Here is a 13,857-nt window from a genome sequence, read left to right as displayed (position 1 = left end):
TTACCGTGTTTTCACACCGAATCTATTGGGGGTTTCCCGTAGTTTGGCTTTTTTTTGTTTTAACCTGGGTAAATTAGCCCAATTCCGATGGCTCGACCTACAGCCTGCGGAGTGGTGAGGGCATTAAGCTTTTCCCGAGCAGAACGCAAGTGTACTTCTACCGTGCGGTGCGAAATCGACAAAATATCGCCGATATCCTGCTGAGATTTGCCTGCAGCCGCCCATTGCAGGATCTCCTGCTCGCGGCTGGACAGGGTGGGATGGTACAACATCCGGCTTATCGAATCGGATGTCATGACATGGTCGTGGATGTGCACAGCCAGCGATTGCAGGTCGGTTATGACATTGCCAACCAGCTTTTTCCATTCTTCCCGGCTGCATTCGCGGGTCGCGCTGAGCAGCCCGATATCGCCATAGGGCCCGCGGACCGGGATCGTAATCCCCTGATCAGGAATGCCGAAATCATGCGCATCCCGGAAAACACGCTGAAAATCCTTGCCGCGTTCCAGGCGGCTCCAGTCCACCGGGGCAATGCTGCGTTGGCTCATGTGGAGGGTGGGGTCAATCAGGTGAAGGCCTTGTTCCTGATAGTGAACTTTCCAGTCGTCGCTATAGGTTACGTGGCCATGGATCGCTCCGGCCGCAGGGTTCATTCCGGCGTATGCCGCATGATCCATCTCGTATTTCTCGCACACCTGTTTAAGGAACTCATCGTAATGAGTATCCTTCTGGGGCAGGGTGCTGAGATCAACAATTTCCATTCGTCAACGACCAGTTAACTCCGCTGGGGCGGAGGCATCCCTAAAGCGTCAGAGGAGAAGAGTGGGTCTTCCCTGACGTCAAACAACACATCACACTTTCCATTGTATGACAAGAACACGGGGGAAATGTCTGCCTTTTTGGTTGAGTTGTGCCTTGGACGCCATTTTTTGCGGACATAATGTCGTTTTTGTGTGCTTTTTGCATCTAATTTCGGGTTTTCCGGGGTTTTTGGCCCCTCGAACCGGTCAGAAAGCAGGCTTTTTAGTGTGAATTTCCGAGTTACGGTGCGGGAACCAAGCCCGTCTCCACCAACATACCGCGTTTTTTGGCCTCGGGGTAATACCCCTTGGCATAGAGGAATATCGCGCGGCTTTGATCGCCGTCCGATAGCAGCCACGCCCCTCGCAGGTATTTTCCTGCGAATTCCAGGTTGGTGTCGGCATCCAGCAGCCCCTTTGCGTTGCCCTTGTATCCCATCGATCGCGCTGTTGCCGGCAGGATCTGAAGCAAACCGTAATAGGGTCGGTTGACCGCCCAGGGTCGGTGGGTGCTTTCGCGGATGGCAAGCTTATGCACCAGTTCACGAGGCAGTTCGTAATGATCAGCCCATTTGTTGATCGACGCGCGCAGTTCCGGGGTTTCGTTCGGATAGAGCGGCGGCTCGAACGTGTTGGCATTCTGCGTCGGCGTATCGGGGCCTGCACATGCCATGAGAGGCGAGGCGAGGATCAGGGCCAGAACGCTGCGGCGTAGATGGGTTTTCATGAGGCGTGCTCCGACTGTCTGAGGCGGATGATATGGATGATCAAACCGACTGCAAGTCTACCCGGTTGTTGTGGCCAAAGTTTGCTGCCTGACCCAGCGGCACAAAAAAAGGGGCCGCGCAGGTTGCACGGCCCCGGTTGTGTTCGCTTTGAGCCAGATCAGGCTTTGGCTTCGTCTTCCTCGGCCGGTGCTTCGGCCGGCGCTTCGTCTGCCACCAGATCTTCATCTTCAGAAGCAGCGGATCCGATATCGTCGAACAACTCGGCGATTTCGAATTCAGCAGCGGCCTCTTCCTCGGCAGCCAGTTCCTGGATCGACTTGCCGGACGCTTGCAGTTCGGCTTCTTCTTCCGAACGGGCAACGTTCATCTGGATCTCGACCTCGACCTCGGGGTGCAGTTTGACCGCCAGCGAGTGCAGACCCAGTTCCTTGATCGGTGCGATCAGGGCGATCTGTTTCTTGTCGACGGTAAAGCCTGCTTCGGTCGCGGCGTCTGCGGCGTCACGCGGGGTGACCGAGCCGTACAGAGCACCAGCATCCGATGCCGAGCGAATCACGATGAACTGCTGACCGTCCAGCTTTTCAGCCAGGGCTTCAGCTTCTTTCTTGGTTTCCAGGTTGCGCGCCTCAAGCTGCGCTTTCTGGGCTTCGAACGAGGCGATGTTCGACTCGGACGCGCTCAGCGCTTTGCCTTGGGGCAGCAGGAAGTTGCGGGCGTAGCCAGGCTTGACGTCAACGACGTCGCCCATTTGACCCAGTTTCGCAACGCGTTCCAGAAGGATAACTTGCATGTCAGTCTCTCCTTACTTCACGGCGTAGGGCAGCAGGGCGAGGAAGCGGGCGCGTTTGATTGCACGGGCCAGTTCACGCTGCTTCTTTGCCGAAACGGCAGTGATGCGCGAAGGAACGATCTTGCCACGCTCAGAGATGTAGCGTTGCAGCAGACGGGTGTCTTTGTAGTCGATCTTCGGCGCGTTATCGCCCGAGAACGGGCAGACCTTGCGGCGGCGGAAAAATGGTTTTGCGGCCATGGTTTGGTGTCCTTTCGTCAGGCTGAGATCAGCGGCGCTCGCGGCGGCCTTCGCGCTCATCGCGCTTCTGCATCTGGACCGAGGGGCCCTCGGCATGCTCGTCGACCTTGATGGTCAGAACGCGCATGACATCTTCATGCAGGCGCATCAGGCGTTCCATTTCCTGAACCGCGCCGGCGGGGGCGTTGGTTTTCAGGAAGGCATAGTGGCCTTTGCGGTTTTTGTTGATCTTGTAGGCCATCGTCTTGACGCCCCAGTACTCGCTGTCGACGACGTTGCCGCCGTTGTCAGCCAGAACGGTGCCGAAATGTTCGACGAGGCTTTCTGCCTGCGCGTTGGACAGGTCCTGACGCGCGATCATTACATGCTCATACAGTGGCATGTGCACTCCTGTTTCTATCAAGGCGCATTTCATAGGCGGGGTCATTATCCCTTCGCGACCCTGCCACGAGAGGCTGCGCGATTCATACGATTAGCGAAGGATGGCCCCATATACACGTTTGAGCGGGCGGGGCAAGCCCTGCCACACATGCCTTTGTGAAGTCGCCCAATTTCCACCGACCTGCCCAATTCCTGACGCTTTTCGCCCCGAGGTTGTTCATGAAGCCGGGAGCACCCGGGATATCTAAAAACAGACAGGGCGAGACAATGGCCGTGATGAATACGAACACTTTTGAACAGTCGGCAACCAAAGCCGCCTATGACAAATCCGTACCCGTTCTGATCACCTTCGCGCCGAACTGGAAGGCGCGGCTGGTGCTTGTAAGAATGCTGGGTGCCTTTCTGGTCGTTTCGGCCTTTTCGATGTGGCTGATGCCCGGGTCGGTGATGGGGGCCGAGGTTTGGCCGATCAAACTGGCAGCCTCGCTGATGTTCCTGATCGGTGGCGTGAGCCTGTTGACGATCGAAGTCATGGACAGCCGTCCCGACGCTTATTTCGATCCGATCCGTCGTGAAGTCCGGATCCTGCAAAAGAACGCCAATGGCCGTCCTCAGACCGTTCTGCGCCGCAGCTATGACTCGCTGGGTGGTGCCCGGTTCGAAGACAAACAAGTCGAACTATTCGATGTGGATGGCAGCCTGCTGATGAAGCTGCCGCTGGAATCGGCGGATGTCAGCCGAGCGCTGAAAGGACAACTCAGCCAAAACGTAACGATTTTCGGCTGAATTTCCGTCTGTTCAAAAAGGAACAGAGTTTGTGAATCGAAAATACTTGTGTGCCGCCCTTGGGCGGCACATTTTTGTTTGCGAGCATCCCCATCGGGCTGCATCCAAAACTGCGGAGTATATTATGAAATCCACCCTTCTTGCTGCTGCACTGGCCGTTTCGGCGACCTCGGTATTTGCCAGCGCCGAGAAATACGTTCTGGACCCCAGCCACAGCCAGGTCATTTTCAACTATAACCACCTTGGTTTCTCTACCACTTACGGCATGTTCTCGGGCTTTGAAGGCGAGATCATGTTTGATCAGGAAGATCCAGCTGCGTCGAGCGTCAGCGTGTCGATGCCTGTCGTTGAAATGTTCACCGGCTGGAAACCCCGCGAAGATCACTTCATGACCGAAGATTTCTTTGGTGTGGCCGAGGGCGACCTGATCACCTTTACCTCGACCGCTATCGAAGTGACCGGCGAAAATACCGCGAACATTACCGGCGACCTGACCATGAACGGCGTGACCAAATCGGTTGTTCTGGACGCCAAGCTGAACCAGGTTGGTGACCACCCGATGGCAAACAAGCCCTGGGCCGGTTTCGACGCTACCACCACTTTGGTGCGCAGCGAGTTTGATCTGGGACAGTTCGCGCCTTTCGTCAGCGATGAAGTTGAAATCAAAATTTCGATCGAGGCGCAGAAGGCAGACTAAGTCCTCGCCCTCTTTCAAATACGAAACCGCCGGAGGTAAATCCCCGGCGGTTTTCTTTTGGGCTAGTCAGCGCGACTGGCCGACAGTTCGACCGAGACAGTGACGCCGAAGCCCAGCGAATCCTCGGTCGGTTGCGAGGTGCCGACATCAAAGTCCAGCCGGTTCAGGTCGATGGACCCGGCCATGGTGGCGGTTCCGTCCTGCAGGTCCAGCGAGAAGGGCAGCACGATATCCAGCGTCTTGTCGCGGATCGTCAGAGGGCCGCGCGCCTCAAACCCAGTCTCGGTCTTGTAGATGTCGGCATCGAACTGTGCCGTTGGGAATTGCGCGCTGTTGAAGAAATCCGCGCCCATCGCCTGATCCGTGACGGTACCCAGGCTAAGCGACCCGATAGCAATCTCGACATCAACTGTTCCGGCCAGGCCTGGCTCGGCAGGGTCTTCGAATGCTATGGCGGCAGTCCAGTCGGCGAATGAGCCGGTAACCGGGCTGCCCAATTGCGTGATCGTGATCGACAGGGCACCGTCCTGCACTTGCCAATCAGACTGAACCTCGGCCAATTCTGCGGTGTCGGTGCCAGCGTCGGAATGATGGGAAAACGACCCGTTGTACCAACCGCCAGCAAGAACTGCGCACCAAACAGCCAACGCAGCGACTGCCGGGGTCGCGGAGTGGTGCTGCGCCGGTGGCTCGGGCGCGTCCGAGCGTCCGGGCAGCATCCGCCGCAATGTGCTGTCCTTGTCGATTATGTGGTGTTTCAGAGCGCCTGCGATGTGCAGAACCAGAGACCCGGCCAGAACCAGAATGAAAAGCCAATGCAGGCTGGCGGTCAGTTCGGCAAGGTCTGCGGATTTGGGGACCAGCGGCAGGTTTTGGCCGAAGGGCCAGAGGATCGGCGCAAACCCCTCGGCTGCGGCGTGATGCACCCAACCTGTCAGGGGAACAAGGACAAGTGAGCCGTAAAGCAGCCAGTGGACGGTTTCGGCAGCGAAGGCCTCGGGCTTGTTTTCGGCATTCAGCAAGCCGGGTTTGGTTTGGGTCAAGGCCCACAGAATTCGGGCAAGCGCAACGAAGAACACTGCAATCCCGACGGTTTTGTGCAGCGAGAACAGACGCGCAGCCTGTGCGATGTCCGCTTCGGTTGTAGGAATGGACGGATCGTAGATTGCGTGCGCCAGATTATTGGCAAACCAGCCCAGCGGCAGGGCAGTAAAGATTAGTAGAGCCGTCAGCCAGTGAAAACTCTTGGTCACTGTTCCGTAGCTGGAAAAGGAATTGGTTGCGGCCATGGATCGTACACTCCGGGGTTTGCTGGGCTGTGCCCAACCTAAAGAGAGTACACGGAGACACAACCGCAGGAATCGCACATTGAAGGTGCCCAGATGCAGAACGCAGGCAATGCTTGTGCCGCGCGGCTTGTCAGTTTACACCCCGCCGCAATCTATCGTCATCCATGAGGTTGCAATGACACGCGCGTTCGTTTTCCCGGGGCAGGGTGCCCAGACCATCGGAATGGGCAAAGCTCTGGCCGAAGCCTATCCCGCCGCGCAAGCCATTTTCGACGAGGTAGACGATGCGCTGGGTGAAAAGCTGAGCGCCCTGATCTGGGAAGGCGACATCGCAGACCTGACCCTGACCCAGAACGCGCAACCCGCTCTGATGGCGACGTCGATGGCGGCGGTGCGCGCGTTGGAGGCAGAAGGTGTCTTGGTCACAGACGCGGCCTTTGTCGCGGGCCATTCGCTTGGGGAGTATTCGGCATTGGCGGCGGCAGGTGCGTTAAGCGTCGCCGACACCGCCCGGTTGCTGTGCACGCGCGGTCAGGCCATGCAAAGCGCGGTTCCGGTGGGCGAGGGCGCGATGGCCGCGATCCTCGGGCTGGACCTGGAAGCGGTACGCGCGGTCGCCGAAGACGCTGCCCAGGGCGAGGTTTGCCAGGCGGCCAATGATAATGATCCGACTCAGGTCGTGGTGTCCGGGTCCAAGGCTGCTGTCGAGCGGGCGGCTGAGATTGCCAAGGAAAAAGGCGCAAAACGCGCAGTTATGTTGCCCGTAAGTGCTCCATTTCACTGTGCGCTGATGCAGCCTGCGGCAGATGTAATGGCAGAAGCTTTGGCTGCTGTCGAAATCAAGGCACCCGCCGTGCCTCTGGTCGCCAATGTGCGTGCCGAGGCGGTCAGTGATCCGGACGTGATCCGGCAATTGCTGGTCGAACAGGTGACCGGGTCTGTCCGGTGGCGCGAGAGCGTTCAGTATATGGCGGCGCAGGGCGTGACGGAAACGTGGGAAATCGGCGCTGGCAAAGCCTTGTCGGGCATGATCCGCAAGATTGATCGCGCGGTCACAGTCAAGGCGGTTGGCACGCCGGAAGATGTGCAGAAGGCCCTGCAGGCCGAATCTTGAGAAAAACATGCGTCCCGTTAGGGGCGCTGGACGAGGGAAGAAGAATGTTTGATTTGACTGGTAAGAACGCCCTGATCACTGGGGCTTCGGGTGGCATCGGAGGGGACATCGCAAGGGCCTTGCACGGCGCAGGCGCATCCGTGGGCCTGTCAGGTACGCGCGTTGAGCCTCTGCAGGCTCTGGCCGACGATCTGGGTGAGCGCGCCCATGTCCTGCCGTGTAATCTGAGCGACCCCGAGGCGGTTGAGGCGTTGCCAAAGCAAGCGGCCGAGGCGATGGGGTCGGTCGACATTCTTGTCAACAACGCCGGCATCACTCGTGACAACCTGTTCATGCGTATGTCGGATGAAGAATGGCAGAGCGTGATCGACGTGAACATGACTTCAACCATGAAGCTGTGTAAGGGCGTGATCCGCGGCATGATGAAATCACGCTGGGGTCGGATCGTGAATGTCTCGTCCGTGGTTGCGGCAATCGGCAACCCGGGGCAGGCGAACTATGCCGCGTCCAAGGCGGGCATGATCGGATTCTCGAAAGCCCTTGCGCATGAGGTTGCTACCCGTGGCATTACGGTGAACGCAGTCGCACCGGGCTTTATCACCACTGCAATGACCGAAAAGCTGACGGATGAGCAGAAAAAGGGCTTGCTGCTTAAGGTTCCGGCCGGTCGCATGGGTGATCCGCAGGAAATTGCCGCCGCCGTGCTGTATCTTGCCAGCCCCGAAGCGGGTTATGTTACCGGAAGCACCTTGCATGTGAATGGCGGTATGGCCATGTTGTAGGCGCAACTGAGGGCAGGTGCGAAAGCGTTTGCCTTGCGCGTTGTCTGTGCTATAGGCGGCGCATATGCTTAGGGACCGGTCAGGTTGACCGGTTCTCTTGTTTCCCGGGTATCCGGGACCCAAACCGCCCGGAAAGGGCACATCAAGGCCACCCCGCGCGGGCATGGGCAGAACCGGGCAAAGCGCCCTGAAAAGGAATGAGGAATAGACATGAGCGACGTCGCAGATCGCGTTAAGAAGATCGTTGTTGAGCACCTGGGTGTGGAAGAAGACAAGGTAGCTGAGAACGCTTCGTTCATCGATGATCTGGGTGCAGACAGCCTGGACACCGTTGAACTGGTTATGGCCTTCGAAGAAGAGTTCGGCATCGAAATCCCCGATGACGCAGCCGAAACCATCCAGACCTTTGGCGACGCCGTCAAATTCATCACCGAAGCGTCCTGATCGTTTCGAATACCTAAAAAAGCGGCGCTTCCGGGCAACGGAGGCGCCGTTTTTTTGTGCGTGCTTGAAATTCGCGCTTGCACGGCGGGCGGGGTGTTCGCACTCTGGTCGTCGAGGCAAATTCCAGACGGGCAAGGGCATGATAAGATCCACCCCGATGATCAATACGGCGCGGCTGACGCTGTCCGCGATGCGACCAGAAGACTTTGATCGGTTCGCCGAGATTTGGCGCGATCCCGAAGTTGTGCGCCACATCAGTGGCACCCCCCTGACCCGAGGTGAAGCGTGGGACAAGTTTCTGCGTAATGCCGGGCACTGGCAAATGACCGGGTTTGGCCAGTGGGGTGTGGTATTGCAATCGAACCGCACACTGATCGGGCAGGCCGGGTTCTTCTACAGCAACCGGTCGCTGGGCGAGGATTTCGATGGCTTCCCCGAGGCCGGATGGATTCTGGCCCCGGACATGCAGGGCCAGGGTTACGGGCAAGAGGCGGTGCAGGCAGCGCATGACTGGTTCGACAGGGTCATTCCGGGTCCGCTTGTTGCGCTGATTGACGCCGATCACACCGCCTCGCGCAGGTTGGCCGAGAAGCTGGGCTATGAATTGCTGCGCGAGGCCGAGTACCAGGACACCCCGGTTCATCTGTTTCGAAGAAATGGACCTCCGGCGCGGGTCTGAGCCGCGCTTTGTGCCGCAATGCCGCAAATTGACCTTTGGGTGCCGAAACTGGTGGAATCACCAGTTCGCCGGTCGTGTATGGTATCATGGATTTCCAGAGCGATTGGGCGGAGGAGCAAGCTCATGAGGATTTACCCCACAATGGAATTGCAGAACGGCCGTTGTGTCACATTGGACAAGGGCCGTCTGGACGATGCTATGATCTGGCATGTTGATCCAGTGGAAACCGCTCGTGGCTGGGCTGCGGCGGGGGCCGAGTGGATGCACCTGACCGACTTCGATGCCATCGAAGGACGAGATGGCAATGCCGCACTGGTCGAAGAGATCATTCGCAGCGCCGAGATTCCGGTGCAGCTGGCCGGTGGTATGCGCACACGCGAACAGGTCGAGCACTGGATCGACAAAGGGGCAGGGCGGATCGTTATCGGGACGCTCGCCGCGTGGGACCCAAATCTGGTCAAGGAACTGGCTAAGCGTTATCCCGATCAGATCGTCCTGGCCGTTGATGTCTGGCAGGGGCAGGTGATGACCGAGGGGTGGCGCACCCAAAGCGCATTTACCCCCGAGGCGTTCATTGACGCTTTTGACGGCGTCCCGTTTGCCGCCATTCTGGTCACAGATATCGACAGCGATATGGAAGATGTCGAGGCGCAGCTCGGCCTGATCTCGGGTCTGGCGCAGCATTCCCGCACACCTGTTGTTGCCAGCGGTGTGGTGCGAAAGGCCGATGATGTTTCGCGTCTTGCCTATATCCCCAACATCGCCGGGGCGCTGGTCGGGCGCGCATTGTTCCGCAAGACCGTGGATCTGAAAGAGGCGCTGGATATGGCCCAGGCCGCGCATGAACCGGTGGCACAGTTCCAGTAAATCGGCCCTCAATCCCCGGGCATCCGCCCCTTTGCAAACCGTGAAGGGGCGGATTTTTTGTTCGCCCGGCGTTGTTTTTGCAGTTCTTGCCGATTTTGGCGACAGGATGCCGGTGCGGAACATACCGTTGCTCTTGCCCCCGGACCCCGGGGCGGGGTATGGACGGTTCTCATAACAGGAAGCAGGCAAGAGGCACTTCATGCGCAGAGTCGTTGTAACCGGTCTGGGATTGGTCACTCCTTTGGCCAGCGGAGTCGAAGAAAGCTGGTCGCGGCTGCTGGACGGTGAGTCCGGCGCGGGCCCGATTACATTGTTTGATGCCGAGGCAACCGGGGTCACCACGACCTATGCCTGCGAAGTACCGCGCGGCGATGGCACCAACGGCACGTTCAACCCTGACGACTGGATGCCGCCAAAGGAGCAGCGCAAGATCGAGGATTTTATCCTCTATTCCATCGCGGCGGCGGAAATGGCCTGCAAGGACGCTGGCTGGACGCCCGAGGATGAGGAAGACCGCCTGCGGACGGGTGTCCTGATCGGTTCTGGCATTGGCGGTCTGGGCTCCATTGCTGACACCGCGAACCTGATCCGCGACAAAGGTCCGCGTCGTGTTTCACCGTTCTTTATTCCGGGGGCGCTGATCAACCTGGCTTCGGGTCAGGTCTCGATCCGCTTTGGTTTCAAAGGTCCCAACCACTCGGTCGTGACGGCCTGTTCGACCGGTGCCCACGCAATTGGTGACGCCAGCCGTATTATTCGTGCCGGTGATGCGGATGTGATGATCGCGGGCGGTGGCGAGGGCTGTATCTGCGAGATTGGCATTGCCGGGTTCAACGCCTGCAAAGCGCTGTCGACCAAATACGCGGATGATCCGAAGAAAGCGAGCCGCCCCTATGACGTGGACCGTGATGGTTTTGTCATGGGCGAAGGCGCGGGCATCGTGGTGCTGGAAGACTACGAACACGCCAAGGCGCGCGGCGCCAAGATCTATGCCGAGGTTCTGGGTTACGGGATGTCGGGCGATGCCTATCACATTACCGCGCCATCCGAAGATGGCGACGGTGCGGAACGTTCGATGCGGGCCGCGCTGCGCAGTGCAGGTCTGGAGCCGAAGGATCTGGACTATATCAACGCGCATGGCACCTCGACCATGGCGGATACGATTGAGCTGGGTGCTGTAGAGCGTCTGCTGGGCGATCATGCCAGCAACGCGACAATGACCTCGACCAAATCGGCGACCGGCCACCTTTTGGGTGCGGCGGGCGCGATTGAAGCAATCTTCTCGATCCTCGCGATTCGCGATCAGGTTGCGCCACCAACGATCAATCTGGACAACCCGGCGGTTGAAACGCCGATCGATCTGGCCCCAAATGCCAAGCGCGAGCGTGAAATCAACGTGGCGCTTTCGAACTCATTTGGGTTTGGCGGAACCAACGCAAGCGTGATCTTCGGAAAGGTCAGTTAAATGTGGCGGGCACTCGCTTCGAACATGCTGACCATTCTGGTGGTCGGCCTGTTCCTGATGGGCGGTCTGATCCTGTGGGGGCAATCGCAGTATTCGTCTGACGGCCCGCTGGAAACCGCCATCTGCCTGCGGGTTGAAAGCGGATCGAACATGACGCGTGTCAGTCGTGATTTGGAAGATCAGGGCGCGGTCAACAGCGCGATGCTGTTTCGAATGGCGGCTGACTACACCGACAAATCCCAGCAATTGAAAGCCGGCAGCTTTCTGGTGCGCGAAGGCGCGTCGATGGAACAGATCATTGACGATATTACCAAAAGCGGGGCAAGCACCTGCGGGACCGAGATCGAGTACCGGATCGGTGTGACGCGGGCGCAGGTTCGTGTGCGCGAGCTGGACCCGGCAACACTAAACTTTGTCGACATTGCCGAGTTCGAAGTGGGGGTCGATGACGCTCCCGATGTCTATGGACAAAAGCGCAACGAGTCGGACACCCGGTATCGCGTCTCGCTGGCAGAGGGTGTCACTAGCTGGCAGGTGGTTGAGGCGCTCAAGTCGGCGGATTTCCTGGGCGGCGAGGTTGCCGAGATCCCCTCCGAGGGCATGCTGGCCCCGGACAGCTATGAAGTGTCCCCTGGCGATGACCGCAATGCGGTGTTGAGCGATATGCAAGAAAAACAGCAGCTGCGGATCAATGCCGTATGGGAAGCGCGTCAGGATGGCTTGCCGCTGGAAAACCCCGAAGAGATGCTGGTCCTGGCTTCGATCATCGAAAAGGAAACCGGTGTGCCGGAAGAGCGCGGGCAAGTGGCCAGCGTCTTCGTCAACCGCCTGAATCAAGGCATGAAACTGCAAACGGACCCGACGGTGATCTATGGCGTTACAAAGGGTCGCGGCGTTCTGGGGCGCGGATTGCGGCGCAGTGAGTTGAACCGGCCAACACCTTGGAATACCTACCAAATCGACGGCTTGCCACCGACGCCAATTGCCAATCCGGGACTTGCCAGTCTTGAGGCGGCTGTTGCACCGGACAACACGAACTTTGTGTTCTTTGTTGCCGATGGAACGGGCGGTCACGCTTTTGCCGAGACGTTGCAAGAGCACAATCGTAACGTCGCAAAATGGCGAGAGATCGAAGCCGAGCGTAACTCGGGCAACTGAGTTTATTGATCTGAAAATGAAAAACGGCGGGTCCAGTGCCCGCCGTTTTCTTGTTGGATCAGGCTGCGGACCGCCGACGTGGACGGCGGCGTTTCTGCCCATGTGGTTTTGCGCCGTTGCCGTTGTGCTGAGGCTTTGGTCCCCGGCGGCGCTGACCTTGACGGCGTGCGGGTTTCTTGGGCTCGGCGAATTCAGGCATTTCGCCGCTGCCAACAGGGATTTCGATCTTCATCAGCTTCTGGATCTGACGCAGTTGATCGACCTCATCAGGCGCGCAGAATGCAATCGCCTCGCCCTCGCGCCCGGCGCGAGCGGTGCGCCCGATGCGATGGACGTAGTTGTCGGGCACTTCGGGCAGATCGTAGTTGACCACGTAAGCCACGCCCGGAATGTCGATTCCTCGCGCGGCGACGTCGGTGGCAACAAGCACGTTGATCTCGCCCGCACGAAACGCCTTGATGGCGCGGTCGCGCTGGCCCTGGCTTTTGTTGCCGTGGATCGAGGCTGCGTTGAAGCCGTCGGCGACCAGCCCTTTCATCAGCTTTTCCGCGCCGTGCTTTGTGCGAGAGAACACCAGAGTCAGGGCGTTTGTGTCCGCCGAGAGGATTTCGCGCAGTTTTTCAGGCTTCGCGGCCCGGCTGACGAAATGTACCGATTGGGTGATCTTGTCCGCGGCCTTGCCCGGAGGCGAGACCTGCACCCGCTGGGGGTTGGTCAGATAGGCGCTGCTCAGCTCCTCCATCTGTTTTGGCATGGTGGCCGAGAACAGCATTGTCTGACGGGGGGTTCCCAATGCAGGGGCTATCTTGCGCAGGGCATGGATGAAGCCAAGGTCCAGCATCTGGTCGGCCTCGTCCAGCACCAGATGGCGGACGGAACCTAGATCAACCGCGCCACGCTCCATCAGGTCAATCAAGCGCCCCGGGGTGGCGACAAGGATGTCGGTGCCACGCGCCAGAAACATGATCTGCTTGTTGATCGACTGACCGCCAACCACGGTGGCGACGCGCAGTTTGGTCTTTCCGGTCAGGTTGCGAAGGTTTTCAGCGATCTGGTTGACCAACTCACGCGTCGGGGCCAGCACCAGCGCTTTGGCGGTTTTGGGGGCAGGTTTGCCAGGTTGTGCAAGCAGGTGGTCGATCAGGGGCAGGCCGAACGCCAATGTCTTGCCGGTGCCCGTTTGTGCCAGGCCGAGAATGTCGTGACCGTCCATCGCCAGGGGGATGGCTTGGTTCTGGATCGGCGTGGGTTGGGTCAGGTTGGCGCGCTTGAGCGCGTCGTTCAAAGCTGGCGCAAGGCCGAGCATATCAAAGTCGAACAAGTATCAATCCTTTATGATCCGTGACGTCATTGCATCGCGGAATCGGGGTGTCAGATCACGCTTGCGGCGTGACCGGCAGGGTTTGGCGAAGCCTCGGGATACAGAGGCGAGTCCTCTACATCCGGCTGTCGCATCAAGAACCCTGCGTGAAGGGGAACTGGAGAATATGGTGCGCTTTGGGATCGGGCATAGCCCGATTTCACGCGTCAGCGCGGTCTTTCGCGCGGCTGATGCGCGTTTCAGGCCAGAATGTCAAGCGATCCGTCAGGCTGGCGGATGCCATGTGCTCAATTGTCAGCAAATACTTCGGTGGATT

16 protein-coding genes are annotated in these 13,857 nt (G+C 58.8%); 9 read left to right on the top strand and 7 right to left on the bottom strand.

The window, feature by feature from the left end; genetic code table 11:
• Positions 1–59: 59 nt before the first annotated feature.
• The 5 genes from ACR0LX_RS03580 to rpsF form a co-directional block, all read right to left on the bottom strand.
• Complete coding sequence (locus ACR0LX_RS03580) at positions 60–761, bottom strand: LuxR family transcriptional regulator (protein WP_480568524.1); 702 nt, start codon at positions 759–761, stop codon at positions 60–62.
• Between the two features lie 280 nt (positions 762–1,041).
• Positions 1,042–1,527, bottom strand: a complete 486-nt coding sequence (locus tag ACR0LX_RS03575) for a transglycosylase SLT domain-containing protein (protein ID WP_480568527.1) — start codon at positions 1,525–1,527, stop codon at positions 1,042–1,044.
• Between the two features lie 158 nt (positions 1,528–1,685).
• Positions 1,686–2,318, bottom strand: coding sequence for a 50S ribosomal protein L9 (gene rplI / locus ACR0LX_RS03570; protein WP_480782584.1), 633 nt, complete (start codon positions 2,316–2,318; stop codon positions 1,686–1,688).
• Between the two features lie 12 nt (positions 2,319–2,330).
• Positions 2,331–2,558 (bottom strand): 30S ribosomal protein S18, encoded by a 228-nt coding sequence (gene rpsR / locus ACR0LX_RS03565; protein WP_005982441.1) that lies wholly within the window; start codon positions 2,556–2,558, stop codon positions 2,331–2,333.
• Positions 2,559–2,586: 28 nt separating this feature from the next.
• Complete coding sequence (gene rpsF / locus ACR0LX_RS03560; protein ID WP_480568533.1) at positions 2,587–2,940, bottom strand: 30S ribosomal protein S6; 354 nt, start codon at positions 2,938–2,940, stop codon at positions 2,587–2,589.
• Positions 2,941–3,206: 266 nt separating this feature from the next.
• On the opposite strand from rpsF, the gene ACR0LX_RS03555 reads away from it, so the two are divergent.
• Positions 3,207–3,725 carry a hypothetical protein gene (locus ACR0LX_RS03555; protein ID WP_480568536.1) on the top strand — a complete coding sequence of 173 codons (519 nt, stop codon included), beginning with the start codon at positions 3,207–3,209 and terminating at the stop codon, positions 3,723–3,725.
• A 124-nt stretch (positions 3,726–3,849) separates the two neighbouring features.
• On the top strand, positions 3,850–4,422 hold the full coding sequence (locus ACR0LX_RS03550; RefSeq protein ID WP_480568539.1) for a YceI family protein: 573 nt from the start codon (positions 3,850–3,852) through the stop codon (positions 4,420–4,422).
• A 62-nt stretch (positions 4,423–4,484) separates the two neighbouring features.
• Here ACR0LX_RS03550 and ACR0LX_RS03545 read toward each other — a convergent pair whose 3' ends face one another.
• Complete coding sequence (locus tag ACR0LX_RS03545) at positions 4,485–5,711, bottom strand: cytochrome b/b6 domain-containing protein (RefSeq protein ID WP_480782583.1); 1,227 nt, start codon at positions 5,709–5,711, stop codon at positions 4,485–4,487.
• A gap of 175 nt (positions 5,712–5,886) precedes the next feature.
• Here ACR0LX_RS03545 and fabD point away from each other — a divergent pair, with 175 nt between their 5' ends.
• From fabD to mltG, 7 genes are all read left to right on the top strand, one after another.
• On the top strand, positions 5,887–6,825 hold the full coding sequence (gene fabD / locus ACR0LX_RS03540; RefSeq protein ID WP_480782582.1) for an ACP S-malonyltransferase: 939 nt from the start codon (positions 5,887–5,889) through the stop codon (positions 6,823–6,825).
• Between the two features lie 44 nt (positions 6,826–6,869).
• Entirely contained in the window at positions 6,870–7,607 is a 738-nt protein-coding gene (fabG, locus tag ACR0LX_RS03535) for a 3-oxoacyl-[acyl-carrier-protein] reductase (RefSeq protein WP_480782581.1), read from the top strand.
• Positions 7,608–7,817: 210 nt separating this feature from the next.
• Positions 7,818–8,051 carry an acyl carrier protein gene (locus tag ACR0LX_RS03530; protein ID WP_039529899.1) on the top strand — a complete coding sequence of 78 codons (234 nt, stop codon included), beginning with the start codon at positions 7,818–7,820 and terminating at the stop codon, positions 8,049–8,051.
• 139 nt (positions 8,052–8,190) lie between these two features.
• Positions 8,191–8,730: a GNAT family N-acetyltransferase gene (locus ACR0LX_RS03525; protein ID WP_480782580.1), complete on the top strand. Its 540-nt coding sequence runs from the start codon at positions 8,191–8,193 to the stop codon at positions 8,728–8,730.
• Between the two features lie 123 nt (positions 8,731–8,853).
• A complete protein-coding gene (locus ACR0LX_RS03520) occupies positions 8,854–9,597 on the top strand; it encodes a 1-(5-phosphoribosyl)-5-[(5-phosphoribosylamino)methylideneamino]imidazole-4-carboxamide isomerase (protein WP_480782579.1) in 744 nt (247 codons plus the stop codon).
• A 199-nt stretch (positions 9,598–9,796) separates the two neighbouring features.
• Positions 9,797–11,062, top strand: coding sequence for a beta-ketoacyl-ACP synthase II (gene fabF, locus ACR0LX_RS03515; RefSeq protein ID WP_480568556.1), 1,266 nt, complete (start codon positions 9,797–9,799; stop codon positions 11,060–11,062).
• Entirely contained in the window at positions 11,063–12,220 is a 1,158-nt protein-coding gene (gene mltG, locus ACR0LX_RS03510) for an endolytic transglycosylase MltG (RefSeq protein ID WP_480568559.1), read from the top strand.
• A gap of 58 nt (positions 12,221–12,278) precedes the next feature.
• Here mltG and ACR0LX_RS03505 read toward each other — a convergent pair whose 3' ends face one another.
• Positions 12,279–13,541, bottom strand: a complete 1,263-nt coding sequence (locus tag ACR0LX_RS03505; protein ID WP_480782578.1) for a DEAD/DEAH box helicase — start codon at positions 13,539–13,541, stop codon at positions 12,279–12,281.
• Positions 13,542–13,857 lie beyond the last annotated feature (316 nt).

The sequence above is a fragment of the Ruegeria sp. CH11 genome, assembly GCF_056537105.1.
This window is presented reverse-complemented; position numbering and strand designations above follow the sequence as displayed.